This is a genomic window from Sphingomonas sp. Leaf28, from assembly GCF_001421685.1.
GTDB classification, from domain to species: Bacteria; Pseudomonadota; Alphaproteobacteria; order Sphingomonadales; family Sphingomonadaceae; genus Sphingomonas; species Sphingomonas aurantiaca.
Genome location: NZ_LMKX01000008.1, coordinates 229,874 through 253,552, shown reverse-complemented (window position 1 = coordinate 253,552; position 23,679 = coordinate 229,874). Strand labels below are relative to the sequence as shown.

General features: G+C 67.1%; 18 protein-coding genes. 13 read left to right on the top strand and 5 right to left on the bottom strand.

Translation table 11 applies throughout. From position 1 onward, the window contains the following. The first annotated feature begins 153 nt into the window (after positions 1–153). From yajC to ASE79_RS11590, 4 genes are read left to right on the top strand one after another with little or no spacing between them, the layout of a single operon-like run. The gene (gene yajC, locus ASE79_RS11605; RefSeq protein WP_056416442.1) at positions 154–495 is read left to right on the top strand and encodes a preprotein translocase subunit YajC; all 342 of its coding nucleotides are present in this window, start codon (positions 154–156) and stop codon (positions 493–495) included. Next, on the top strand, positions 495–2,099 hold the full coding sequence (gene secD / locus ASE79_RS11600) for a protein translocase subunit SecD (protein ID WP_056416439.1): 1,605 nt from the start codon (positions 495–497) through the stop codon (positions 2,097–2,099). Before yajC ends, secD begins: the two co-directional genes overlap by 1 nt. A gap of 14 nt (positions 2,100–2,113) precedes the next feature. Continuing rightward, positions 2,114–3,082: a protein translocase subunit SecF gene (gene secF / locus ASE79_RS11595; protein WP_056416436.1), complete on the top strand. Its 969-nt coding sequence runs from the start codon at positions 2,114–2,116 to the stop codon at positions 3,080–3,082. Next, positions 3,083–3,457 carry an Mth938-like domain-containing protein gene (locus tag ASE79_RS11590; RefSeq protein ID WP_056416434.1) on the top strand — a complete coding sequence of 125 codons (375 nt, stop codon included), beginning with the start codon at positions 3,083–3,085 and terminating at the stop codon, positions 3,455–3,457. It abuts the gene before it with no gap. Here ASE79_RS11590 and ASE79_RS11585 read toward each other — a convergent pair. Together ASE79_RS11585 and ASE79_RS11580 are read right to left on the bottom strand one after the other, a co-directional pair. Then, positions 3,439–4,620 carry a glycosyltransferase gene (locus ASE79_RS11585; protein ID WP_056416431.1) on the bottom strand — a complete coding sequence of 394 codons (1,182 nt, stop codon included), beginning with the start codon at positions 4,618–4,620 and terminating at the stop codon, positions 3,439–3,441. The genes ASE79_RS11590 and ASE79_RS11585 overlap by 19 nt on opposite strands. A gap of 247 nt (positions 4,621–4,867) precedes the next feature. Further along, the gene (locus ASE79_RS11580) at positions 4,868–5,692 is read right to left on the bottom strand and encodes a class I mannose-6-phosphate isomerase (protein WP_056416428.1); all 825 of its coding nucleotides are present in this window, start codon (positions 5,690–5,692) and stop codon (positions 4,868–4,870) included. 135 nt (positions 5,693–5,827) lie between these two features. Between ASE79_RS11580 and ASE79_RS11575 the strand changes: the two genes are divergently transcribed. Together ASE79_RS11575 and recN are read left to right on the top strand one after the other, a co-directional pair. Continuing rightward, on the top strand, positions 5,828–6,790 hold the full coding sequence (locus tag ASE79_RS11575; protein ID WP_082445294.1) for an outer membrane protein assembly factor BamD: 963 nt from the start codon (positions 5,828–5,830) through the stop codon (positions 6,788–6,790). A 66-nt stretch (positions 6,791–6,856) separates the two neighbouring features. Then, positions 6,857–8,521 (top strand): DNA repair protein RecN, encoded by a 1,665-nt coding sequence (gene recN, locus ASE79_RS11570; protein ID WP_056416425.1) that lies wholly within the window; start codon positions 6,857–6,859, stop codon positions 8,519–8,521. Positions 8,522–8,656: 135 nt separating this feature from the next. Here recN and ASE79_RS11565 read toward each other — a convergent pair whose 3' ends face one another. Together ASE79_RS11565 and ASE79_RS11560 are read right to left on the bottom strand one after the other, a co-directional pair. Next, positions 8,657–9,004: a hypothetical protein gene (locus ASE79_RS11565; protein ID WP_156359667.1), complete on the bottom strand. Its 348-nt coding sequence runs from the start codon at positions 9,002–9,004 to the stop codon at positions 8,657–8,659. Between the two features lie 147 nt (positions 9,005–9,151). After that, positions 9,152–9,931, bottom strand: a complete 780-nt coding sequence (locus tag ASE79_RS11560) for a class II aldolase/adducin family protein (protein ID WP_056417245.1) — start codon at positions 9,929–9,931, stop codon at positions 9,152–9,154. Positions 9,932–10,029: 98 nt separating this feature from the next. On the opposite strand from ASE79_RS11560, the gene ASE79_RS11555 reads away from it, so the two are divergent. Continuing rightward, the gene (locus tag ASE79_RS11555) at positions 10,030–10,698 is read left to right on the top strand and encodes a Crp/Fnr family transcriptional regulator (RefSeq protein ID WP_056416420.1); all 669 of its coding nucleotides are present in this window, start codon (positions 10,030–10,032) and stop codon (positions 10,696–10,698) included. Positions 10,699–10,999: 301 nt separating this feature from the next. Here ASE79_RS11555 and ASE79_RS11550 read toward each other — a convergent pair whose 3' ends face one another. Further along, positions 11,000–11,971 carry an SDR family oxidoreductase gene (locus ASE79_RS11550; protein ID WP_056416417.1) on the bottom strand — a complete coding sequence of 324 codons (972 nt, stop codon included), beginning with the start codon at positions 11,969–11,971 and terminating at the stop codon, positions 11,000–11,002. A gap of 116 nt (positions 11,972–12,087) precedes the next feature. Here ASE79_RS11550 and ligA point away from each other — a divergent pair, with 116 nt between their 5' ends. From ligA to ASE79_RS11520, 6 genes are all read left to right on the top strand, one after another. Next, positions 12,088–14,271, top strand: coding sequence for an NAD-dependent DNA ligase LigA (ligA, locus tag ASE79_RS11545; protein ID WP_056416413.1), 2,184 nt, complete (start codon positions 12,088–12,090; stop codon positions 14,269–14,271). A 215-nt stretch (positions 14,272–14,486) separates the two neighbouring features. Next, a complete protein-coding gene (locus ASE79_RS11540; protein WP_056416410.1) occupies positions 14,487–17,957 on the top strand; it encodes a TonB-dependent receptor in 3,471 nt (1,156 codons plus the stop codon). Positions 17,958–18,094: 137 nt separating this feature from the next. Continuing rightward, positions 18,095–19,237, top strand: coding sequence for a sensor histidine kinase (locus ASE79_RS11535; RefSeq protein WP_082445265.1), 1,143 nt, complete (start codon positions 18,095–18,097; stop codon positions 19,235–19,237). Further along, positions 19,234–20,031: a LytR/AlgR family response regulator transcription factor gene (locus tag ASE79_RS11530; protein ID WP_031393111.1), complete on the top strand. Its 798-nt coding sequence runs from the start codon at positions 19,234–19,236 to the stop codon at positions 20,029–20,031. The genes ASE79_RS11535 and ASE79_RS11530 overlap by 4 nt, the downstream gene beginning before the upstream one ends. Before the next feature lie 248 nt (positions 20,032–20,279). Continuing rightward, entirely contained in the window at positions 20,280–21,308 is a 1,029-nt protein-coding gene (locus tag ASE79_RS11525; RefSeq protein ID WP_056416407.1) for a cell wall hydrolase, read from the top strand. A gap of 427 nt (positions 21,309–21,735) precedes the next feature. After that, on the top strand, positions 21,736–23,604 hold the full coding sequence (locus tag ASE79_RS11520; protein ID WP_055873815.1) for an ABC-F family ATP-binding cassette domain-containing protein: 1,869 nt from the start codon (positions 21,736–21,738) through the stop codon (positions 23,602–23,604). Positions 23,605–23,679 lie beyond the last annotated feature (75 nt).

Below are 23,679 nucleotides of genomic sequence, written 5' to 3'. Positions count from 1 at the left end.
CCGTCTCATCCTCCGGCCATCTGTTGCGCGGGACCCCAAGCGATGATAGCGGGCGGACCAATGCGACCGGCCGCGCGGCGTGCGGCCTGAAACTCTCCTTCAGCCAGATATGGCCTCCAGCCAGACATGGCCTTTAGCCAGATACGGAACTCCATGTTCATCTCACCAGCTTATGCCCAGGCCGCAGACGGCGCCGCCACAGCCGGGGGCGGGATCGCCTCGTTCCTGAGCCTCGCGCCGCTCTTCCTCGTGTTCGTCGTGTTCTACTTCCTGATGATCCGCCCGCAGCAAAAGCGGATGAAGGCGCTGCAGGCGTCGGTCGCCGCGGTGAAGAAGAACGACAGCGTCGTCACGTCGGGCGGAATCCTCGGCAAGGTGACCAAGGTCGAGGATAATGTCGTCGAGGTCGAGATCGCGCCGAACGTCCGCGTTCGCGTCGTCAAGGCGACGCTGACCGACATTACGAGCCCGAACACGAAGCCGGCCAACGACTGATGCTGGATTTTCCGCGCTGGAAGGTCGGGTCGATCATCGGGTTGCTGGCGGCGCTCTGCCTGCTGGCGATCCCGAGTTTCCTCCCCGAGAGCACCACGAGCAAATGGGGTAGCATCCCCCATCCGCACATCAATCTCGGGCTCGATCTCGCGGGCGGCAGCTATCTGCTGCTGGAAGCGGATACCGCCGACCTCGCCGCGACTCGCATCGAGGCGATGCGCGACAGCGTGGCGGGTACGATGCGCAACGGCACGCCCAGGATCGAGATCGGCGACATTTCCACGCGGGGCGGTCAGCTGACCTTCCTGCTGCGCGATCCGAGCCAGGTCGACGCGGCGCGCGAGCGTCTGCTGGCGATCACCGGCGGTGGCGCCGGGATGAGCGGCCAGCGCGAATGGGACATCACCGTCGTCGACACGAGCCGGTTCGTGCTCAAGCCGACCGAAGCGGGCCTGACCCAGGCGGTCGACACCGCGATGAAGGACGCGACCGAAGTCGTCCGTCGTCGCATCGACGAACTCGGCACCAAGGAGCCGACGATCGTCCGCCAGGGCGCTACTCGGATCGTCGTGCAGGTGCCGGGTCTCAAGAACCCGCAGGCGCTCAAGGAGCTGATCGGCAAGACCGCCAAGCTCGAGTTCAAGCTGGTCGACCAGACCGCGAACCCGACGGACCTTGCCAAGGGCATCGCGCCGATCGGCAGCCAGGTCCTCCCCTACCCGGGCAATCCGCAGGGCGTGCCGTTCATCGCGGTGAAGCGCTCGGTGATCATCTCGGGCGACCAGCTCGCCGATGCGCGCCAGGAGTTCGAGCAGCAGACCAACGCGGCGCAGGTGGCGATCACGTTCGATGCCGTCGGTGGCCGTCGCTTCGCCAAGGTGACGACCGAGAACACCAACAAGCCGTTCGCGATCATCCTCGACAATACGGTGATTTCGGCGCCGAACATCAACGAGCCGATCCTTGGTGGTCGTGCATCGATCTCGGGCAACTTCACGGTCGAGTCGGCGAACGCGCTGGCGATCTCGCTGCGCTCGGGCAAGCTGCCGGTCGCGTTGAAGGTGGTCGCGGAGAGCACCGTCAGCCCCGACCTCGGCAAGGATTCGATCCGCGCCGGCGTGCTCGCGTCGATCATCGCGGCGCTCGCGGTGATCGTGTTCATGTTCGTCACCTATGGCCGGTTCGGTCTCTATGCGAACCTGGCGGTGGTCATCAACATCCTGGTCATCGTCGCCGTCATGGCGATGCTGAACGCGACGCTGACGCTGCCGGGTATCGCCGGCTTCGTGCTGACGATCGGTACCGCGGTGGATGCCAACGTGCTGATCAACGAGCGTATCCGCGAAGAGCGGCGACGCGGGCGTAGCGTGATCCAGTCGGTCGAGCTCGGCTACAAGGAAGCATCGCGGACGATCTTCGAGGCGAACGTGACTCACGCCATCACCGGCGTGATCATGCTGCTGCTCGGCTCGGGCCCCGTGAAGGGCTTTGCGGTCGTTCTGCTGATCGGGATCTGCACGTCGGTGTTCACCGCCGTCACGTTCACGCGGATGATGGTCGCGCTGTGGCTGCGGAAGAACCGCCCCACCACGATCAATATTTGAGGCGGGAGATTACCATGCGCCTGCTGAAACTCGTACCCGACAACACCAACCTGAAGTTCGTGTCGCTCCGTAAATGGGCGTTCGGGCTGACCCTGCTGCTGTCGTTGCTCGCCATCGGGCTCGTCGTGACGAAGGGCCTCAACATGGGCGTCGACTTTGTCGGCGGCGTGCTGATCGAGGAGAAGTTCGCGACCCCGCCGTCGATCGACGCGGTCCGGACCGAAGTCGACCGTCTCGGCGTCGGCGAGGCCTCGATCCAGTCGTTCAGCGACCCCAAGACGCTGTCGATCCGCCTGCCGATCCCGCAGAGCAACGACGAGGGGGCGACCAACCGCCTCGTCAAGAAGGTGTCGGACGACCTCGCGGTCAAGTTCCCCGGCGCGACCTTCTCGAAGTACGACACGATCTCGGGTAAGGTATCCGAGGAGCTGATCAGCAAGGGTCTGCTCGCGGTCGGCCTCGCCATCCTCGGCATCGCGCTGTTCGCGGTGGTGCGGTTCGAATGGCAGTTCGGCGTGTCGACCGTCGTCGCGATCGTCCACGATCTGTTGATGACGCTCGGCTTCTTCGCGCTGACGCAGTTCGAGTTCGACCTGAACATCGTCGCTGCGGTGCTGACGATCATCTCCTACTCGATCAACGACAAGATCGTGATCGACGACCGTATCCGCGAGAATATGCGCCGCTATCGCAAGATGGACATGCGCGAGATCATCGACCTGTCGGTGAACGAGACGCTGCCGCGCACGGTGATGACGTCGGTGACGATCCTGCTCGCGCTGGTCGCGATGCTGGTGCTCGGCGGCCATGTGCTGCGCGGGTTCACCGCGGCGATGATCCTGGGTATCGTCGTGGGGACGTATTCGTCGATCTACGTGTCGTCGTCGCTGTTGATCACGCTGGGGCTTCGCGCCGATCCTGCACCGCGCAAGGGTGGCGTGCAGGACGGTGCCGAGCGAGTGGGCCCGAAGGTCGAGCGTTAAATGAGGATGGACCGCGAGAAGACCGATGGGCCGATGATCTCGGCGATCGGTCGCGGTGGGTTCAAGGTCGATGACGGCTATTATACCGCTCTGTCGATCAGTCCCGAGCGCGCGGATGGCTGGACGCCGCCCGCGTTCGAGACGCTGGGCGAGGCGGACGTGGCGGCGTTGCTCGCGCTCGATCCGCCGCCGGAGTTCCTGTTGCTGGGGACCGGTTCGGCGCTGCGCCAGCCGCCGCTCGCGTTCAAGCGTGCGGTCGAGGCTCGCGGGTTCGGGATCGAGGCGATGGATAGCCGGGCTGCGGCGCGCGCATGGGCGGTGCTGCGCGGCGAGGGTCGCTGGATCGTAGCGGCGCTCTACCCGCTCGAAGGGTGATTCGCGGCTAGCATTGCCAGATGCGTGTAGAGCGCGGTGGTGTTGGCTTCCCAGGTGAAGGCGGCCGCGGTGGCGCAGGTTGCCGCCGCTGTCGGGGGATCCTTGAGCAGCGCGTCGATCGCGGCGGCGAATGCCAGCCCGTCGCGGATCGTGACCCGGCCGGCATCGGGCGAGGTCACCACTTCGTGCGCGCCGCCGGCGTCGGTGATGACGATCGGCGTGCCGCAGGCGAGCGATTCGACCCATGCGTTGGCAAGGCCTTCCGAACTGGAGGCCAGCGCGCTGACGTCGGCGGCGGCGATCAGCCGGGGCAGGTCCGTGTGCGGGACGGCGCCTAGCAGGCGGACGCGGTCGCTGATGCCGTGGCGCGCGATCTGCGCCTCGAGCGGTGCGCGTTCCGGCCCCTCGCCTGCGATCAGCAGCGTGACTCCGGGGAGTGCTGCGACCGCGTCGATGACGATGTCATGCCGCTTGCGCGGGATCAGCGCGCCGACCGAGACGACCAGCGGGCCGGCGACGCCGAGTGCTGCCTTTGCGATGGCGCGGTCGATCGGGTGGAAGCGGGCTTGGTCGACCCCGGTGTGGTGGACGCGGATGCGATCGGCGGGGAGGCCCATCGCGATCATGTCGGCCTTCATCGCCGCGCTGACCGCGAGCATGCCGTCTGCGCCCTGCCCCGCGGCGCGGACCGCCGCAGCTGTCGCGGGGGCGTTGCCCCAATGGTGGATATCCGCGCCGCGCGCCTTGATCGAGACGGGGACGCCGTAGCGTTTGCCGAGCGCGACCGCGGCCGGGCCGTCGGGGAAGAAGAACGATGCGTCGATCACGTCGAACGCGAATGTTTCGCGCAAGATGTCGAGGATCGGGACTAGCGCGCGCTCGAGTGCCGCGGCGTGGCCTCGCGCTTGCGTGAAGGGGATGGCGGTGAAGCGCGGGCGGTGGACGTCGAGGCCTTTCCACGTCTCGCGCAGGGGGAGTTTGGCGAGGGGTGCGTAATGGCGGAGGCGGCCGAGCGGGCCCGGCGGAAGGCCGATCGGGGCGACGAGCTTGAGGTCGACGTCGGGATGCGCGGCGAGGCCCAGTGTCTGTCGCTCGACGAAGACGCCGAAATTGGGGCGGGTGACGTCGGGGAACAGGGTGGAGAGGGTCAGGACGCGCAACATAGCGGCGGGTTATAGGGCGGCAGGGTTAACGGGGCCTATGCCTGTCATTCCACCCCGGCGGAGGCCGGGGCCCAATTGGGGGACGGCGATGGCGTGGGACGGCGTATGTTTACCGCTGCCTTCCCAATTGGGCCCCGGCCTTCGCCGGGGTGGTGGCGGTTGGGGGGGCGTCGCCCTCACCTTGTGTCCCCGCGAAGGCGGGGACACGGGCTGGTCTCCCGCCTTCGCGGGAGAACATTCTCTTTCTTCAGATCCGCTTGGCGAGGGGATAGGCGAACAGGACGTCGGCGTCGGCGCTGGTCGAGACGGTTTCGCTGCCCGTCATCGTCGCGCATTCGCCCGCCTTGAACGCCACGCCGGCGACATGCCCTGAGCCGGTGATCGGGATCACCCAGCCGGTCGTACCCTCGGGCAGGTTGACGACATGGTCGCCGCCCTTCCAGCGCTCGAGCACGAACTTGGGGCCCTCGACCATGATCGTCCGGCCGGTCTCGACCTCGATCGGCGGCGCGACGGGGACGTAGGGCGTCGGATCGGCGACATCGATGCCGTCCTTGAGGTGGAGTTCGCGGTCGCTGCCGTAATCGTAGAGCCGGTAGGTGGTCTCCGAATTCTGCTGGACCTCGATCACGGTCAGCCCGCCGCCGATCGCGTGGATCGTGTCCGACGCGCAATACATGAAGTCGCCGGGCTGGACGGGCTTCCAGTCGAGCTTGTCCTCGATCGTGCCGTCGATCGCCGAGGCACGCAGGTCGTCCTTCGACATCGGCGCCTTCGTGCCGACCGCGATCGTCGAGGTCGGCTCGGCGGCGAGGATCGTCCAGCACTCGTCCTTGCCGCGCGGCAGGCCACGCGCATGCGCCTGCTCGTCATCGGGATGGACCTGCACCGACAGCTTCTCGCTGGTGAACAGATATTTGATCAGCAGGTCGGGCGTGGTGTTGCCGGGCTCCTGGAACCAGACTTCGCCGATCGGCGGCGAGCCCGCGGCGGGATCCTCGAAGCCGGGCCAGAGCGTGTCGCGACCCCAAGGCTTTTCGACGCGGTGGGTGTGCAACAATGTGGCCGGCATGACATGATCCTCGATAACAATGGCGTGACGCCAACGCGCGACTATTGCCGTGCGATCCGGTTGGCGGGAAGGGGCAAGAGCGACCCGGCGAAAAGGATTGTTCGCGGCTATCCGCTTACGCTAAGGATCACGCCGATGCGTATCACCCAGTCTCGTGCCCTCGCGGTCACGCTCATCGCCGCGCTTGCGCTCCCCATAGCCGGTTGTGCGGGTGGCCGCGCCGCCAAGGGCGACCTCCCCTATGTCGCGCGCGACGTGGGCACGCTGTACTCGACCGCCAAGCAGCGGCTCGACCAGGCGCGCTACAAGGAGGCGGCCCAGCTGTTCGACGAGGTAGAGCGCCAGCATCCCTATTCGATCTGGGCGCGCCGCGCGCAGATCATGTCGGCATTCAGCTATTACCTCGCCAAGGACTACACCGCGTCGATCAGCTCGGCGCAGCGCTTCCTGGCGGTCCATCCGGGCAACCGCGACGCGCCGTACGCCTATTACCTGATCGCGCTCGGCTATTACGAGCAGATCACCGACGTGACTCGCGACCAGAAGATCACGCGCCAGGCGCTCGATTCGCTCGGCGAGCTGATGCGGCGCTATCCGAACACGCGCTATGCGTCGGATGCGCGGCTGAAGATCGATCTGGTCAACGACCATCTCGCGGGCAAGGAGATGGAGATCGGCCGCTTCTACGAGACGCGCGGCCAGTGGCTCGCGGCGAACGGCCGGTTCCGCACGGTGATCGACAAGTTCCAGCAGACCACGCACACGCCCGAGGCGCTGATGCGGCTGACCGAGACGTATCTGCAGCTCGGCGTGCCGATCGAGGCCGAGAAGGCCGCGGCGGTGCTCGGGCGCAACTATCCCGGCACCGACTGGTATGATCACGCCTACAAGCTGATGCGCGACCATCCGGTCAAGCCGATCGCCCCGCTCGCGCCCGGTGAGCCGGTGGTGGCGACGGGTACCGCGGGGACGCCGGGTACCGGCGCGCTGGAGCTTCCCAAGGCCAACGGCAACACCGGCGGCACCGGCGCGGGCAGCATTTCGAGCCCCGCCCCCGTCGGTCCGGGCAGCGCGACGCGGACCGGCCCCGGTAGCTGATCGCAAAATCCGCGATGAGAACAATGGGGGATCACCTTCACGCGCGGATCGGCTAAGACGCGCGCGATGCTGACCGATCTTTCCATTCGCGACGTGGTGCTCATCGAGGCGCTGGATCTGGGATTCGGCGAAGGGCTCGGCGTGCTGACCGGCGAGACCGGGGCGGGCAAGTCGATCCTGCTCGATGCGCTGGGGCTGGCGCTTGGCGGACGCGGCGACAGCGGGCTGGTGCGGCATGGTGCTGCGCAGGCGGTCGTCACCGCGACGTTCGACGCCCCTGCCCCCGAATCGCCGCTCGCGCTGCTGTTCGACGAGAACGGGCTCGAGATCGAGCGCGGCGAGCCGCTGATCGTGCGGCGGATCGTCAAGGCGGACGGCGGCAGTCGAGGGTTCGTCAACGACCAGCCCGCGTCGGCGGGGCTGCTGCGCGAGATGGCGCCGCATCTGGTCGAGATCCACGGCCAGCATGACGAGCGCGGGTTGCTCAACGCGCGCGGGCATCGCGCGCTGCTCGATATTTTCGGGCGGACCGAGCCGGGCGCTACGGGCAAGGCCTATGCGGGGTTTCGTGCGGCCGAGGCGGAGCTTGCCGCCGCGCGCGCCGATATCGAGACGGCGGCGCGCGATCGCGAGTGGCTGGAGCATACCGTCGCCGAGCTGACCGCACTGGCGCCGGTCGCGGGCGAGGAAGAGACGCTGGCGGATACGCGGCGATCGATGCAGCGCGCGGAGAAGATCGCCGACGATCTGGCCGCGATCGACGATTTTCTCGAGGGAAAGGACGGCGGGCTGGCGAAGCTGCGCCAGGCGGCCCGCGTGCTGGAGCGGATCGCGGAGGATCATGCGGCGCTGGGCGAGGCGCTCGCGGCGGTCGACCGCGCGGTGATCGAGGCGTCGGTGGCCGAGGAGCAGTTGCGCGATGCGCGCGCCGAGCTCGCTTATGACCCGCGCGCGCTGGAGGATGACGAGGCGCGGCTGTTCGAGCTGCGCGCGATGGCGCGCAAGCACCGCGTGCAGCCGGACGATCTGGCCGCGCTGGCGGACGAGATGCGCGCGCGGCTGGAACGGCTCGATGCGGGTGAAGGCGGGATCGCGGTGCTGGAAGCGCGCGTGGCGTCGACGCGCAAGGCGTATGATACGGCCGCGGATGCGCTGACCAAGCGGCGGCTGGCGGCGGCCAAGCGTCTCGATGTCGCGGTGGCGGGCGAGCTCGCGCCGTTGAAGCTGGATGCGGCGCGGTTCCAGACGGTGGTGGCGGCGCTCGGCGAAGAGGGCTGGTCTTCGGCGGGCAAGGACCGCGTCGAGTTCGAGATCTCGACCAATCCGGGTGCGCCGTTCGCGGCGCTGACCAAGATCGCGTCGGGCGGCGAATTGTCGCGCTTCATCCTCGCGCTGAAGGTGGCGCTGGCGGAAGAGGGCGGCGCGTCGACGATGGTGTTCGACGAGATCGATCGCGGCGTCGGCGGCGCGGTGGCCAGCGCGATCGGCGAACGACTCGCGCGGCTGGCGCAGAGCACGCAGCTGCTGGTGGTCACGCACAGCCCGCAGGTTGCGGCGCGCGGCGCGAAGCATCTGCTGATCGCGAAGAGCAACGACGGGACGGTCACGCGGACGGGCGTGCGTGCGCTGTCCGAGGACGAGCGGCGCGAGGAGATTGCGCGGATGCTGTCGGGGGCGATGATCACCGACGAGGCGCGCGCGCAGGCGGAGCGGTTGCTCGAGCGGGCCTGAGGTGTGGTCGGAGGCTTGGCCTGATCGGCTGTGTTTCCTCGACCTTCTCGTTCCCCCCACGGGGCCAGCGTAACAATCGGTTGTGTGTGAGCCTGGGCTCCCGCCTTCGCGGGAGAACGGTAAGGGCTCGGGCTCTCAGGGCGTCTCGTGTCGCGGGTGGCCGAGGTGGATCTTGAGCACGGGCACGACGATGGAGTCGCCGCCGACTTTGCGCAGGCCGTGCAGCGCGCGGGTGCCGATGCCGCCGTCTTCGCGGATCGCGGCGTGGACCGGCGCCTGCTCGGCGTGGATCATGTCGTCGAGGCCGGCCGCGCTGGCGTCCGAGCGGGGCCATAGCGATTGCTGGACTCGGTCGTCGGCGGAGGACTCGTCGTTCCAGTCATAGCCAATCGCGGGGGCTGGCTTGGGCGAGACATGGGTTTGCTGGGCGATGGCTGGGGTGGCGAGGCTTAGCGCGATCACGATCACCGACGATTTTCTCATCGTACCCTCGCTTGCAACCACCCCGGCGGAGGCCGGGGCACAGTTGGGATACGGTCATTGGCGAATGCCGCGAACCGTTACAACGACCTTTCCAACTGGGCCCCGGCCTTCGCCGGGGTGGTGGCCTCTATTCCAGTCGCGCCCGCCCTAGTCGCGGAAGCTCGGGTCGATCCGGTCGAGTTTGCGGAGCAGCGCCGGCCAGGCGAGGCCGTCCGCGAGCATCCGCATGCCGGGACCGCTCGACTGGCCCTCGACCTTCTCCGCCACACCCTGGTTCGGCGTGTTGAGATTCTCGCGGCCGGCGCTCAGCATCAGCACCTGCGCCTCGCACGCGCGTTCGAGGAAATACATGCGCAGGAACGCCTGCGGGATCGAGTCGCCGACCGTCAGCGTGCCGTGGTTGCGCAGGATCATGCTGTGCTTGGTGCCGAGATCCTCGACCAGCCGCTCGCGCTCCTCGAGCTCGGTCGCGATGCCCTCGAAGTCGTGATACGCTACGTCGTGCCCGGCGATCATCGCGGTCTGCGTGTGCGGAAGCAGCCCCTCCGCCATCGCCGACACGGCCTGGCCGTGCGGCGTGTGCAGATGCAGCACCGCGACCGCATCGTCGCGCGCGGCGTGGATCGCAGAGTGGATCACGAAACCGGCGCGGTTGACCGGCGCGGGCGTGTCCATGACCTTGTCGCCGTTGACGTCGATCTTGACGAGCGACGAGGCGGTGATCTCCTCGAACATGTGCGTGTAGGGGTTGATGAGAAAATGATGCTCGGGGCCGGGCACGCGCGCCGACAGATGCGTGAAGATCAGATCGTCCCAGCCATAATGCGCGACCAGACGGTATGCGGCGGCGAGATCGACGCGGAGCGCACATTCCTCGGGCGACACGCGATCGCGGACGGTCGGTTCGGGTCTCAGCGCAGTCGCCATCATCCATCTCCTTTTATTATCATCGATGGCTAGCACGACGCCGGTCGCCAGAATGTCGCCAGATTGACAATCCTCGCAAAGGATCGACACTCGCGGCCATGCTTGCGGCCGATCATGCCCTGCTCGATGCGGACCCGTGGTTCGGCGCGGTACCGGCCGAGCGCCGCGCGCTGTTGCTGGCGCAGGCGAGCATCCGGTCGGTCGCGGCGGGGACGCGGCTGTACGGCGTCGGCGATCCGCCCGACGGGTTGTGGGCGGTGCTCGACGGACAGGTCCGTTTGATCGGCTATCCCGCTGTCGGCGCCGAGCTGGTGGTGCTGATGATGGGGCCGGGAACGTGGTTCGGCGAGCTGTCGACGCTCGACGCGGGGCCGAGGCCGCACGATGCGATCGCGTTCGGCGCGGCGCGGGTGCTGCATATCGGGATCGAGGCGTTCCGACGGCTGGCGGGCGCCACGCCCGAATTGTGGTGGGACATCGCGCTGCTGGCGTGCGCGCACCAGCGTGCGTCGCTGGCGTTCATGATGAACACGCTGGCGCAGCCGATCCCGGTGCGGCTCGCGCGGACGCTGGGGGGGATGGTGCGCGCGGCGGGCGGGGACAGCGTCGCGCTGCGCCAGGAGGATATCGCTGCGATGATCGGGGTGTCGCGGCAGACGCTGAACAAGGCGCTGAAGGCGATGGAGCGCGAGGGGGTGATCGCGCTGGCGTATGCGCGGATCCGGGTGGTGGATGCGGAGGGGTTGCGGCGGCTGGGCAAGGGGTGAGTTCGGTTTCGCCACCTCCAGAGTATTACCACCCCGGCGGAGGCCGGGGCCCAGTTGGGGGACGGTGATAACCGCGCGCATTGCTCCGTTACTACGACCTTCCCAACTGGGCCCCGGCCTTCGCCGGGGTGGAGCTCAGAGGGTAACGTTAGGTTTTGCGGTTTCTGATCCTCCCCCGCCGGGGGGAGGTGGCTGGCGCTTGCCAGACGGAGGGAAGGACGGGATAACGTCTGCTCCGTGTCCTCCCCCTCCGTCACCTTCGGTGCCACCTCCCCCTTACGGGGGAGAATCGTCAGTAGGACTACAGCACGCCGCTGCCGCCGGTCGCCGCGAACGCGCTGCCGCTGGTGAAGCTCGTGCCCGTCTCCGCCAGCGTCACGAACAGCGACGCGAGTTCGGCGGGCTGGCCGGCGCGACCGAGCGGCGTGTCCTGGCCGAACTCGCCCATCTTGCCCGGCAGCTGGCCGCCAGCGACCTGGAGCGGCGTCCAGACCGGGCCCGGCGCGATCATGTTGACGCGAATGCCCTTCTTCCCGAGCTGCTTGGCGAGCCCCTTGGTGAAGATCAGGATCGCCCCCTTGGTGGTCGCATAATCGAGCAGTTCCTCGCCCGGATCGACCGAGTTGACCGACCCCGTGTTGATGATCGACGCGCCCGGCTTCATCAGCGGGATCGCCGCCTTGCACAGGTGGAACATCGCATAGACGTTGGTCTTCATCGTCCGGTCGAACTGCTCGAAGCTGATCTCGGCGATCGAGGCCTTCGACTGCTGATACGCAGCGTTGTTGACGAGAATGTCGAGCCCGCCGAGTTCGCGTGCGGCGCGCGCGATCAGGTCGGTGCAGAATTTCGCATCGGTCAGGTCGCCGGGGATCAGCACGACCTTGCGCCCTTCCGCGCGGAGCAGCTTGGCGACGTCCTGCGCGTCGGGTTCCTCGGTCGGGTAGTAATTGATCGCGACGTCGGCGCCTTCGCGCGCGAACGCGATCACCGCCGCGCGACCGATCCCGGAGTCGCCGCCGGTGACCAGCGCCTTGCGGCCCGCGAGCCGCCCCGAGCCGCGATAGCTGGCCTCGCCGCAATCGGGGACCGGGCGCATGTCGCGCTGGAGCGCGGGCCATTTCTGGCGCTGTTCGGGGAAGGGCGTCGAGACGAAGCGCGTCTGCGGATCGGCGAGCGGCGCCTGGCCTTGCGCGAACGCCGGCGCGGCGGCGGCGGCGAGGCCGGTGACGGCGGCGCCCTTGAAGAGGTCGCGACGGTTGGTGTCGGTCATGATGGCGGATCCTGCGAAAAATTGTCCTGGAATGTCAGCGCGCAAGTCGCGCGAATGTTCACGCCATGTTGATCCAGGTCTTGTCGAAAGGTGGCCCCCTCCCCTAACCCGGCGCGATGCCTGACCTTCCCGCGAACGAGACCGAAGCCGCCACCGAACTGGAGGCGCTCGCCGCGCAGATCGCGTATCACAACGCGCGCTATCACACCGACGACTCGCCCGAGATCAGCGATGCCGAGTATGACGCGCTGGTGCGGCGCAATGCGGCGATCGAGACGGCCTTTCCGGCGGCGGTGCGGAGCGATTCGCCGAGCCGGACGGTCGGCGCGGCGCCTGCCGGGCATCTGGCCAAGGTCGCGCATGCCAAGGCGATGATGAGCCTCGACAATGCGTTCGCGGACGAGGAGGTCGAGGAGTTCGTCGCGCGCGTGCGCCGGTTCCTGAAGCTGGCGGACGACGCGCCCGTGGCGCTGACCGCGGAGCCGAAGATCGACGGGCTGTCGTGTTCGCTGCGCTATGAAGAAGGGCGGCTGGTGCAGGCGCTCACCCGCGGCGATGGGCAGGTCGGCGAGGATGTTACCGCCAATGTGAGAACCATTGCTGACATTCCCCAAACCTTGTTCCCCCGCGAAGGCGGGGGCCCAGACTGGGCCCCCGCCTTCGCGGGGGAACACGAGAGGGAGAGCATCCCCGCGGTCTTCGAGGTTCGCGGCGAGGTGTATATGGCGAAGGACGACTTCGCCGCGCTCAATGCGCGGCTGCTCGCCGAGGCCGAGGAGACCGGCAAGGACGCGCGGCAGTTCGCCAATCCGCGGAACGCCGCCGCCGGATCGCTGCGCCAGAAGGATGCGACCGTCACCGCGAGCCGGACGCTCCGGTTCCTCGCGCATGGCTGGGGCGAGGCGAGCGTCGTGCCCGGCGAGACGCAGGCCGATGTGGTCGACACGTTGCGCGGCTGGGGCTTTCCGATCGCCGACGGGTTTGCGCGGGTCGAGGGGACGGCGGCGGCGCTCGCCGTGTATCGGACCATCGAAGCCGAGCGCGCCGACCTGCCGTTCGATATCGACGGCGTGGTCTATAAGGTCGACCGGCTCGACTGGCAGGCGCGGCTGGGTCAGGTCGCCAAGGCACCGCGCTGGGCGATCGCGCACAAGTTTCCGGCCGAGCGCGCGCAGACATTGCTCGAGCGGATCGACATCCAGGTCGGGCGGACCGGCGCGATGACTCCGGTCGCGCGGCTCTCCCCCGTCACCGTCGGCGGCGTCGTCGTGACCAACGCGACGCTGCACAATGCCGACGAGATCGAGCGACTCGGCGTGCGGCCGGGCGACCGCGTGCTGGTGCAGCGCGCGGGCGACGTGATCCCGCAGATCGTCGAGAATCTGACCCCCGATGCGGAACGCGACGCGTATGTCTTCCCGCATAGCTGCCCCGAATGCGGGTCCGCCGCCGAGCGCGAGGAGGGCGAGGTCGTCTATCGCTGCACCGGCGGGCTGATCTGCCCGGCGCAGCGGGTCGAGCGGCTGATCCATTTCGCGTCGCGCCATGCGTTCGACATTGGCGGGCTCGGCCAGACGCTGATCGAGGCGTTCTTCCGCGACGGGCTGATCGAATCGCCTGCCGATATCTTCCGCCTGACCGAGGAACAGCTCGCCGCGCGCAAGAAGGACGGGCGGGTCTGGGCGGCGAAGGTGATCGCGGCGATCGAAACCAAGCGGACGATCCCGCTCGACCGGTTCCTGTTCTCGCTCGGGATCCGCCACGTCGGCGAGATTACCGCGCGTGATCTTGCGCGACGCTATATGTCGGCGAAGGCGCTCGGCAGCGTGCTGCGTCATGCGGTATTCCTGCGCAGCCAGATCGAACCGGTCATCGGCGAACCCGAGCGGAAATTCGTGCTCCGCCGCGACAAGCTGCTGGTCGGCGCGATCGAGACCGCGGGGATCGGCCCCGAGGTGGCGAGTGCGCTCGTCGGTTTCTGCGCCGAGCCGCACAACCGCCGCGTCGTGTTCGACCTGTTGCGCGAGGTGAAGCCCGCCGACGTCGTCCACGAGACTCGCGAGTCGCCGGTGACCGGGCAGATCCTCGTCTTCACCGGCAGCCTGGAGACGCTCAGCCGTGACGAGGCCAAGGCGCAGGCGGAAGCGCTGGGGGCGCGAGTCGCCGCGTCGGTCTCGAGCAAGACCGGACTCGTGATCGCCGGGCCGGGCGCAGGCTCGAAGCTGAAGAAAGCCACCGATCTCGGCATCCGCGTGATCACCGAAGCCGAATGGGCGGAGATCGTCGCCGCCGCGGGCTGACGCCGAGCGCACGCCTCATGGCGGCGTTGGTTCCCGGCCCCGACAGATGGGTCCAATTGCGTTGCTATTTTGCAACGCAACACGACCGAGTGTGTCTGTGACACTTCCCGACTCGCCAATGTCACATATCCGAAATATTCCCGGTGCAGGGCCGGATTAACACGACATGAAGTCGCGAAATTCGGGGCCGCAGGCTCAACAAGGGGTAATTACTGATGCGGAACAACCTTTTCCTGGGTGTAGCAGTCGTTGCGCTCGTCGCACCGATGGCGGCATCGGCACAGGAGACGACCTCGTCGATCCGCGGCACCGTGACCGCCGACGGCGCGCCGATCAACGGCGCGACGGTCGAGATCACGAGCTCGGCGACGGGTTCGCGTTCGACCGCAACCACCGATGGGTCGGGCACGTTCAACGTCAACGGCCTTCGCCCAGGCGGCCCCTACACCGTCTCCGTCGCTGCCGCCGGCTATGGCAGCAAGCAGGTTACCGACGTCAACATCACCGTCGCGCAGGCATTCGACCTGCCCGTCGAGCTGGCCGCCGATGTCGCCGGCGGCGCTGACGAGATCGTCGTGACCGCCGCGAGCCTGCCCAATGCGCGCTCGATCTCGCAGGGGCCGACGACCGTCCTCAACGCCCGCGAGATCGCCAACATCGCCTCGGTCAACCGCGACATCCGCGATCTCGAGCGTCGCGATCCGTTCGCGCGTCTCGACGACAGCCCCTCGGGCGGCCGTTCGGTCTCGTTCGCCGGCCAGAATGCGCGCTATAACCGCTTCACCGTCGACGGCGTGTCGGTCAGCGACAATTTCGGTCTGAACAGCGACGGCCTTCCCAGCCGCCGTTCGCCGATCCCCCTCGATGCGATCGGCCAGTTCCAGGCGCAGGTTGCACCCTATGACGTTCGCCAGGGCAATTTCCAGGGCGGCGCGATCAACATCGTGCTGAAGTCGGGCACAAACGAATTCCACGGCACCGGCTTCTATTCGCAGTCGCGCGACGAGTTCGTCGGCAAGCGCACCAAGGACCTGCGCGTCAGCGTCCCCAACTTCAAGACCGAGAACTACGGCGCAGAGCTGTCCGGCCCGATCATCAAGGACAAGCTGTTCTTCATGGTCGCGGGCGAGCGCCTGCGCGGCGGCCGTCCGATCGCCGAGGGTCCGACCGACAACAATGCCGGCACCAGCATTCCGGGCATCACCCAATCGCAGGTCGACCAGATCAGCGCCATCGCCAACTCGGTCTATGGCTATAACACCGGCGGCGTGCTGCGTGATCTCGGCGATAAGGACGACCGCGTCGTCGCCAAGATCGATGCGAACATCACCGACCGGCAGCGTCTGTCGCTGACCTACACCTACGCGAACGACGCGATTAACCAGCTGCAGAACACCTTCCCGACGGCGCCGACCGGGCTTGGCCTGGCGTCCAACGCCTATATCCAGGGCAACCGCCTGCACACGGGCGTCGCACAGCTGAACTCGGAATGGTCGGACAGCTTCTCGACCGAAGTCCGCGGCTTCTACAAGAACTACAAGCGCATCCAGGATCCGTTGCTCGGCCGCGGCTTCGCGCAGTTCCGCGTCTGCACCAACCCGACGGCCACGGTCGCGGCGGCAGGGCTGACCGTCTCGCCGACCGCTTGCGAGAACAACGCCGGGACCGTGTCGTTCGGCCCGGACAGTTCGCGTCAGACCAACGAATTGCGCACCGAGACATGGGGCGGCCTGGTTCAGGCACGCCTGACCATGAACGACCATGACGTCCGCGTCTTCACCGAGGTCTCGAGCGTCTCGATCTTCAACTCGTTCCTGCAGAACAGCGCGGGCAGCTATTATTTCGACTCGATCGCCGACCTGCAGAACCGCAATGCGGGGTCGTTTGCATACGGGAACGCGATCGTGGGCAATAACGGGCTGTCGGCACTCGATCCCAATGCCGCCGCGGCGCAGTTCGGCTACCAGAGCTACACGTTCGGCGTGATGGACTCGTGGAAGGTGACGCCTACGCTGAACGTCAGCTTCGGTGCACGCTACGACCTGTATGCGATGGACGACAATCCGCCGCTCAGCGCTGCGTTCGCCAGCCGCTATGCGAACGGCGCGATCGTCAACGGCCAGCGCATCAACATCAACAACAACAGCGCGAACATCTCCGGGTTCGGCCTGTTCCAGCCGCGTGCCGGCTTCGACTGGAAGCCTGCACAGCGTATCAGCATCCGCGGCGGCGGCGGCGTCTTCGGTGGCGGCACCCCCGACGTCTATGTGTCGAACAGCTTCTCGAACACGGGCGTCCTGACCAACTCGTTCAGCGTCAGCCGCACCCTGACCGGGTTCAACGGCTTCCCGGCCGGCACTCCGGCTGCCACGCAGGCGGCAACTGGGGCGGCGCTGCTGACCGGCGTCACCGGGACGTCGGTGCCAACCGCGGCCAACACGTTCCTGACCAGCGGTTCCGCGCCGGCCAACGCGACGGTCAACGCACTCGACCCGAACTTCAAGATCCCGTCGCAGTGGCGCGCCACGCTGACGGGCGAGTACACCGCGAACCTTGGCCCGCTCGGCGACGATTGGGTGTTCGGTGCCGACCTTCTGTACTCGAAGGTTCGCGACCAGGTGTATTTCACCGACATCCGTTCGGTGCCGATCGCCGGTTCGCTCACCCCAGACGGCCGCCAGCGCTACCAGAACCTGATCGATGGCGGTGCGACGAGCACCAACACTAACACCGACATCCTGCTGACCAACACCAACAAGGGCCGCGCGTACATCGCCGTCGCACGCCTTGAGAAGGCATGGGATTCGGGGCTGAGCATCAACGGCAGCTTCACCTATCAGGACGTCAAGGACGCAGCGCCGGCCACGTCGTCGACCGCAGGGTCGAACTATTCGAACGGTGCGTTCGTCGATCCGAACAACGTGGCCTATGGCATCTCGAACGACCAGGTTAAGTACTTCTTCAAGTACGGCGTGAACTACGATCACGCCTTCTTCGGGGACTACAAGACCACGTTCGCGCTGTTCGGCGAATCGCGGATCGGTCATCCGTTCAGCTACACGTTCCAGGACTTCGGCAATAACGGCAGCGGCCGCGCGTCGGTGTTCGGCACCACGGGTGTCAGCTCGAACTCCGGCACGGGTGGCAACCGCTACCTGATGTACGTGCCGACGCTCGACGACGCGAAGGTGTCGTACAGCAGCGCGGCGGTCCGCGATGCGGTCAACGCGTTCATCGACTCGTCGGGGCTAGGCAAGTATCGTGGCAAGACCGCGCCGCGCAACGGCTTCAACTCCAAGTGGTTCACGCGTCTCGACCTTCACGTCGCGCAGGAGATTCCGACTTTCGTCGGCGGCTCGCGCGTCACGCTGTTCGCGGACATCGAGAACTTCACGAACTTCCTGAACAAGAACTGGGGCCAGCAGCGCGAATACGTGTTCCCGTACAACACCCCGGTGGTCCGCGTGCAGTGCTTGCAGGCCGTGGTACCGACGGGCGTAGCACCGGGCTCCGCCAATCCGGCCGGTGGCAATTATGGCGCAGTGGCGACCAACGCCGGACAGGCTTGCGCACAGTATCGCTACTCGCCGGTCGGCGGCAGCACGACCTTCTCGCCGCAGCCTGACCAGGTGTATGTGAACCAGTCGCTCTACTCGATCCGTATCGGCGCACGCTTCACGTTCTAAGCCACGCTTGACGTGATCGGTCGAACCGGGCCGCCGTTCCATCGGGAGCGGCGGCCCTTTTCGTTTGGGGCGCCGCCGGGCCCGCATCCCTCAGCTTTTGCGTGGTCTGGTGCCGGCGTGTAAGAGCGCAGGCCATAATGGCTACTCCCTCTACTTCGCCGGGCGCGTCCGCCCTGACTTCGGCCCGGCGCCTGCCCTTCACCGCGCGGCCGTTCTTCGAGAACAAGGCGCGAGCGTTCTGGATCCTGCAGGCGGTCGGCTGGAGTGGCTATCTGCTGCTGCGCGGCGTGGTGTCGATCTCGAACGGGCTGTCGCTCGACGGGGTGATCCCGGTGATCGTCGAGGCGATCGTCGGCTATTGCATCACGCTGCTGCTCTCGACGATGTACGGGCAGTATCGGCGGATGAACCGGCTGGTCGGGATCTTCCTGACGATCGCGACGCTGGCCGCCGCCACGTTCCTGTACGCGGTGCTCGATGCGTTCACCTTCTCGTTCATCGCGACGTCGACGCCGGGGGTGACGCTCACCCGGCTGCTGGGGTCGGTGTACGTGACCTTCACCGTGCTGTTCGGCTGGTCGGCGCTGTATTTCGGGATCAACTTCTACCTGATCGTCGAGCAGCAGATCGACCAGATGGAGCATCTGGAGAACCAGGCGTCGTCGGCGCAGCTGGCGATGCTGCGCTATCAGCTCAACCCGCATTTCCTATTCAACACGCTGAACTCGATCTCGACGCTGGTGCTGCTGAAGCAGACCGAGCGGGCGAACGCGATGCTCAGCCGGTTGTCGTCGTTCCTGCGCTATACGCTGGCGAACGAGCCGACCGCGCACGTCACCGTTGCGCAGGAGGTCGACCAGCTGAAGCTGTATCTCGAGATCGAGAAGATGCGCTTCGAAGACCGGATGCGCCCCAAATTCGACATCGATCCGCGCGCCGAACGCGCCCGCCTGCCCTCGCTGCTGCTGCAACCGCTCGTCGAGAACGCGATCAAATATGCCGTCACGCCGCAGGAAGAGGGCGCCGATATCCATGTCGAAGTGCGGCTCGCCGGGGAACGCGTGCAGATCGCCGTATCCGATACCGGTCCGGGCTTGATCGAGGGCCGGATCGGGTCAAGCCATTCCACAGGCGTGGGGCTCGCTAATATTAGAGACAGGTTGGCTCAGGCATATGGCCCCGACCACCGTTTCGAAACCCGCTCCACGCCCGCTGGCGGCTTCTCGGTCGAGATCGAGATTCCGTATCAGCTTGAAGACGTGAACAGAGAGGCCGCATGACCATCCGTACCATTCTCGTCGACGACGAACCGCTGGCTATCCAGGGGCTCGAGCTCCGCCTCCAGGCGCATGAAGACGTCGAGATCATCGAAAAATGCTCGAACGGCCGCGAGGCGATTCGTGCGATCAAGACGCACAAGCCCGATCTCGTCTTCCTCGATATCCAGATGCCCGGCTTTGACGGCTTCTCCGTCGTGCAGGGGTTGATGGAGGTCGAGCCGCCCTTGTTCGTGTTCGTCACCGCCTATTCCGACCACGCACTGCGCGCGTTCGAGGCGCAGGCAGTCGATTACCTGATGAAGCCGGTCGAGGAATCGCGGCTCGCCGACACGATCGAGCGGGTCCGCCAGCGGCTGAGCGAAAAGCGGGGCGTCGAGGAGGTCGACCGGTTGCGCGAAGTGCTCGCCGACGTGGCGCCCGATGCGGCGGCCGACATGCCCGACGGCGATGCGGTGTCCGCCAACCGGTTCGAGAAGCTCATCAACATCAAGGATCGCGGGCAGATCTTCCGCGTCGACGTCGACACGATCGAGCGGATCGATGCGGCCGGCGATTACATGTGCATCTATACCGGCGACAACACGCTGATCCTGCGCGAGACGATGAAGGACCTGGAGAAGCGGCTCGACCCGCGCCGGTTCCAGCGCGTGCATCGGTCGACGATCGTGAATTTGGACCTGGTGAAGCAGGTTAAGCCGCATACGAATGGCGAGTGCTTCCTGGTGCTCAATTCGGGGGCGAGCGTGAAGGTGTCGCGGTCGTATCGCGACGTGGTGGCGCGCTTCGTCCACTGATCTTTCCCCCGTCATCCTGACGAAGGTCAGGATCCAGAGCCATTGAGGGCAACGCCCGTTACTCTGGATCCTGACTTTCGTCAGGATGACGAACTTTGGGGGTTTGACGGCGGTGAGCTTGAAGGCGCACCCTTCCTAGTCCGTCCCTGCCGATCGAGGTCCCGACGTTCGTCGGGATGACGGGGGTGTGCTCTCCTCCGAGCGCCCCCGTTAACCAGTCCCTAAACCCGCGTACCTAGAGCGGGCGGATGAAGAGTTCGGGTTTCGGCCTTTATCCGCATGCGCTGATCAGCCTGCCCGCGTTGGTGATGGCGACGTCGTGCGTGCCGGCCGACCGACCCGCGGCGATCGCACGTGTCCAGCCCGAGCGCAACGCGCGCGCACTGTTGGGCCGGATGGCGTTGCATGTGCCCGACGACATCTCGGCGAAGATCGCGACGACGGCGCCCGATGCGACGCTCGCCGCCGCAACGCCGTTCGTCGCCCCGCCCTTTCTCACCGCGCGCTCCGTGGACGATGCGAGCCGGGCGGCCGACTGCCTGACCGCGGCGGTCTATTACGAAGCGCGATCGCAGTCGGAGGAGGGCCAGCGCGCCGTTGCACAGGTCGTGCTCAACCGCGTGCGCGACCGCGCCTTTCCGAACAGCGTGTGCGGGGTCGTCTATCAGGGCGCGGAGCGGCGGACGGGGTGCCAGTTCAGCTTCACGTGCGACGGGTCGATGGCGCGGGCGCGCGAACCGGGCGCCTGGGAGCGCGCACGGGCGGTCGCGGCGGCGGCGCTGGGCGGGAGCGTCTACGCGCCGGTCGGGGCGGCGACGTCGTTTCATACCACGAGCATTTTGCCGTGGTGGGCCTCCAGCCTCGCGCGGATCACGACGATCGGGGCGCATGTCTTCTATCGCTGGCAGGGGGCGCTGGAGCGGGCGCTGACGTTTCGGCAGGCCTATGCCGGGGTGGAGCCTGCTTGGCGGGGTGGCGCGCGTTCGGCCGGTAGCGGCGTGACGGCGGTTGCGGCGCAGGTTGCCGGGGTGTCGGTGCATTACGGAAATCGGGACGACGTCGCGGATGCGGGCGCAGGGCCTGGCGCGGCGCCGGTGGATGCGGTGCACGGCGTGACGGTGCACCGGGGAGTGGCTCGCTCGGGCGCTACGGTTGCGAGCGCGGGGGTCGTGCAGGCTCGATTGGTGTCGGGCGTTCGGGTTCATGTTGGCGGGCGCGGGGCGCCGACGCTTGGCGGTGGCGAGGGTCTGGACGCGGTCGTCTCGGACGAAAGCTGAGCGGCTCCCTCCCCTTCAGGGGAGGGCTGGGGTGGGGCTTTGCCAAGGACGTGGCATTCGGGGGTATGCCCCACCCCGACCCTCCCCTGAAGGGGAGGGAGCTTTAGTGATTTGCCGTCCTGCTCTCGCCACCTCCCCGGCCGAGGCCGGGGCCCAGTTGGGGGGCGTTGCTGACGGTGGGCGGTGCTCCGTTACGACGACCTTTCCAACTGGGCCCCGGCCTTCGCCGGGGTGGTGATAGTTTGGGGATCGGCCCCTTCTTGCTCCCGCGCGGAGGCGGCGGGCCGGGGTCTTGGACGGTGGCGTTCGTGATCCTGGGCCCCCGCCTTCGCGGGGGAACTAGCTCTTTAGGTTGATTGCTCGCCGCGCGAACGCGGCCCCTCCCCCACTCTCGCAAAACCATGCTGCATCTGCTAACGGCAGCGCCATGCTGAACCTGAACAATATCACGGTGCGCCTGGGCGGACGCGTTATCCTCGATGGCGCCACGGCCGCGTTGCCGCCGGGCAGCCGCGTCGGGCTGATCGGGCGCAACGGCGCGGGCAAGTCGACGATGGTGCGCGTGATCGCAGGCCAGCTCGAACCCGATGACGGTTCGGCGGACATGCCCAAGGGCGCGCGCATCGGCTATCTCGCGCAGGAAGCGCCGCACGGCGTGAAGACGCCGTTCGAGACGGTGCTCGAAGCCGATCTGGAGCGCGCCGCGCTGATGATCGAGAGCGAGACGAGCGAGGATCCCGATCGCCTGGGCGACGTGTATGAGCGGCTGATCGCGATCGACGCGTACACCGCGCCGGCACGCGCCGCGCAGATCCTGCTCGGCCTCGGTTTCGACGAGGACATGCAGGCGCGGACGCTCGACAGCTTCTCGGGTGGCTGGAAGATGCGCGTCGCGCTCGCCGCCTTGCTGTTCTCGCAGCCGGACCTGCTGCTGCTCGACGAGCCGTCGAACCATCTCGATCTCGAAGCGGTGATGTGGCTCGAGGATTTCCTCAAGGGCTACAAGGCGACGATCGTCGTCGTCAGCCACGAGCGCGATTTCCTCAACAACGTCGTCGATCACATCCTGCATCTGCAGGGCGGCAAGATCACGCTGTATCCGGGCGGCTATGACGCGTTCGAGCGCCAGCGCGCCGAGCGCCTCGCGCAGATCGAGGCGGCGCGCGCCAACCAGGCGGTGCAGCGCGAGAAGCTGCAGGAATATATCGCCAAGAATTCCGCACGCGCCTCGACCGCGAAGCAGGCGCAGTCGCGCCAGAAGATGCTGTCGAAGATGCAGCCGATCGCCGAGAGCTATAACGATCCGACGCTGTCGTTCGGCTTCCCCAACCCTACCGAGCTGCGCCCGCCGCTGATCACGCTCGACATGGCGACGGTGGGCTATGCGGACGTGCCGATCCTGAAGCGGCTCAACATGCGGCTCGATCCCGACGACCGGGTCGCGCTGCTCGGGCGCAACGGCAACGGCAAGACCACGCTCGCGCGGCTGCTCGCCGCGCAGCTGACGCCAATGGACGGCGAGATGGCGTCGTCGGGCAAGATGAAGGTCGGGTATTTCACCCAGTATCAGGTCGAGGAACTCGATCCGACCGATTCGCCGATCGAGCATATGTCGCACCTGATGAAGGGCGCGACGCCAGCGGCGGTGCGCGCGCAGCTCGGGCGGTTCGGCTTCTCGGGCGACAAGGCGACGACTCGAGTCGGCAAGTTGTCGGGCGGCGAGCGCGCGCGGCTGGCGCTGGCGCTGATCACGCGCGATGCGCCGCATCTGCTGATCCTCGATGAGCCGACCAACCATCTCGACGTCGATGCGCGCGAGGCGCTGGTGCAGGCGCTCAACGCCTATACCGGCGCCGTCGTGCTGGTCAGCCATGACCGCCACATGCTCGAGCTGACCGCGGACCGGCTGGTGCTGGTCGACGACGGGACGGCGAAGGAATTCGACGGCAGCCTCGACGACTATATCGCGTTCGTCCTGAAGGGCGATGGCGGCAAGGGCGATGCGGCGTCGAAGGCCGACAAGAAGGCGGGCAAGAAGGCCGCGGCGGAGGCCAAGAGCAACGACGCGGCGCTGCGCAAGACGCTGCGCGAGGTCGAGGAGCAGACCGCCAAGTTCACCAAGGAGCGCAACGCGATCGACCGCGCGATGGTCGATCCGGCGACGGCCGAGCCGCGCTTCTCGCGGATGTCGATGGGGGACCTCAGCAAGCGTCGGGCCGAGGTGAATGCCAAGCTGGAGGCCAGCGAGGCGAAGTGGCTCGAGGCGAGCGAGGCGCTGGAGGGCGTGGCGGCTTGAGCTGCCCTCCGTCATCCTGACGAAAGTCAGGACCCAGAGTTACGGACGGTGGTGCGCGTAACTCTGGATCCTGGG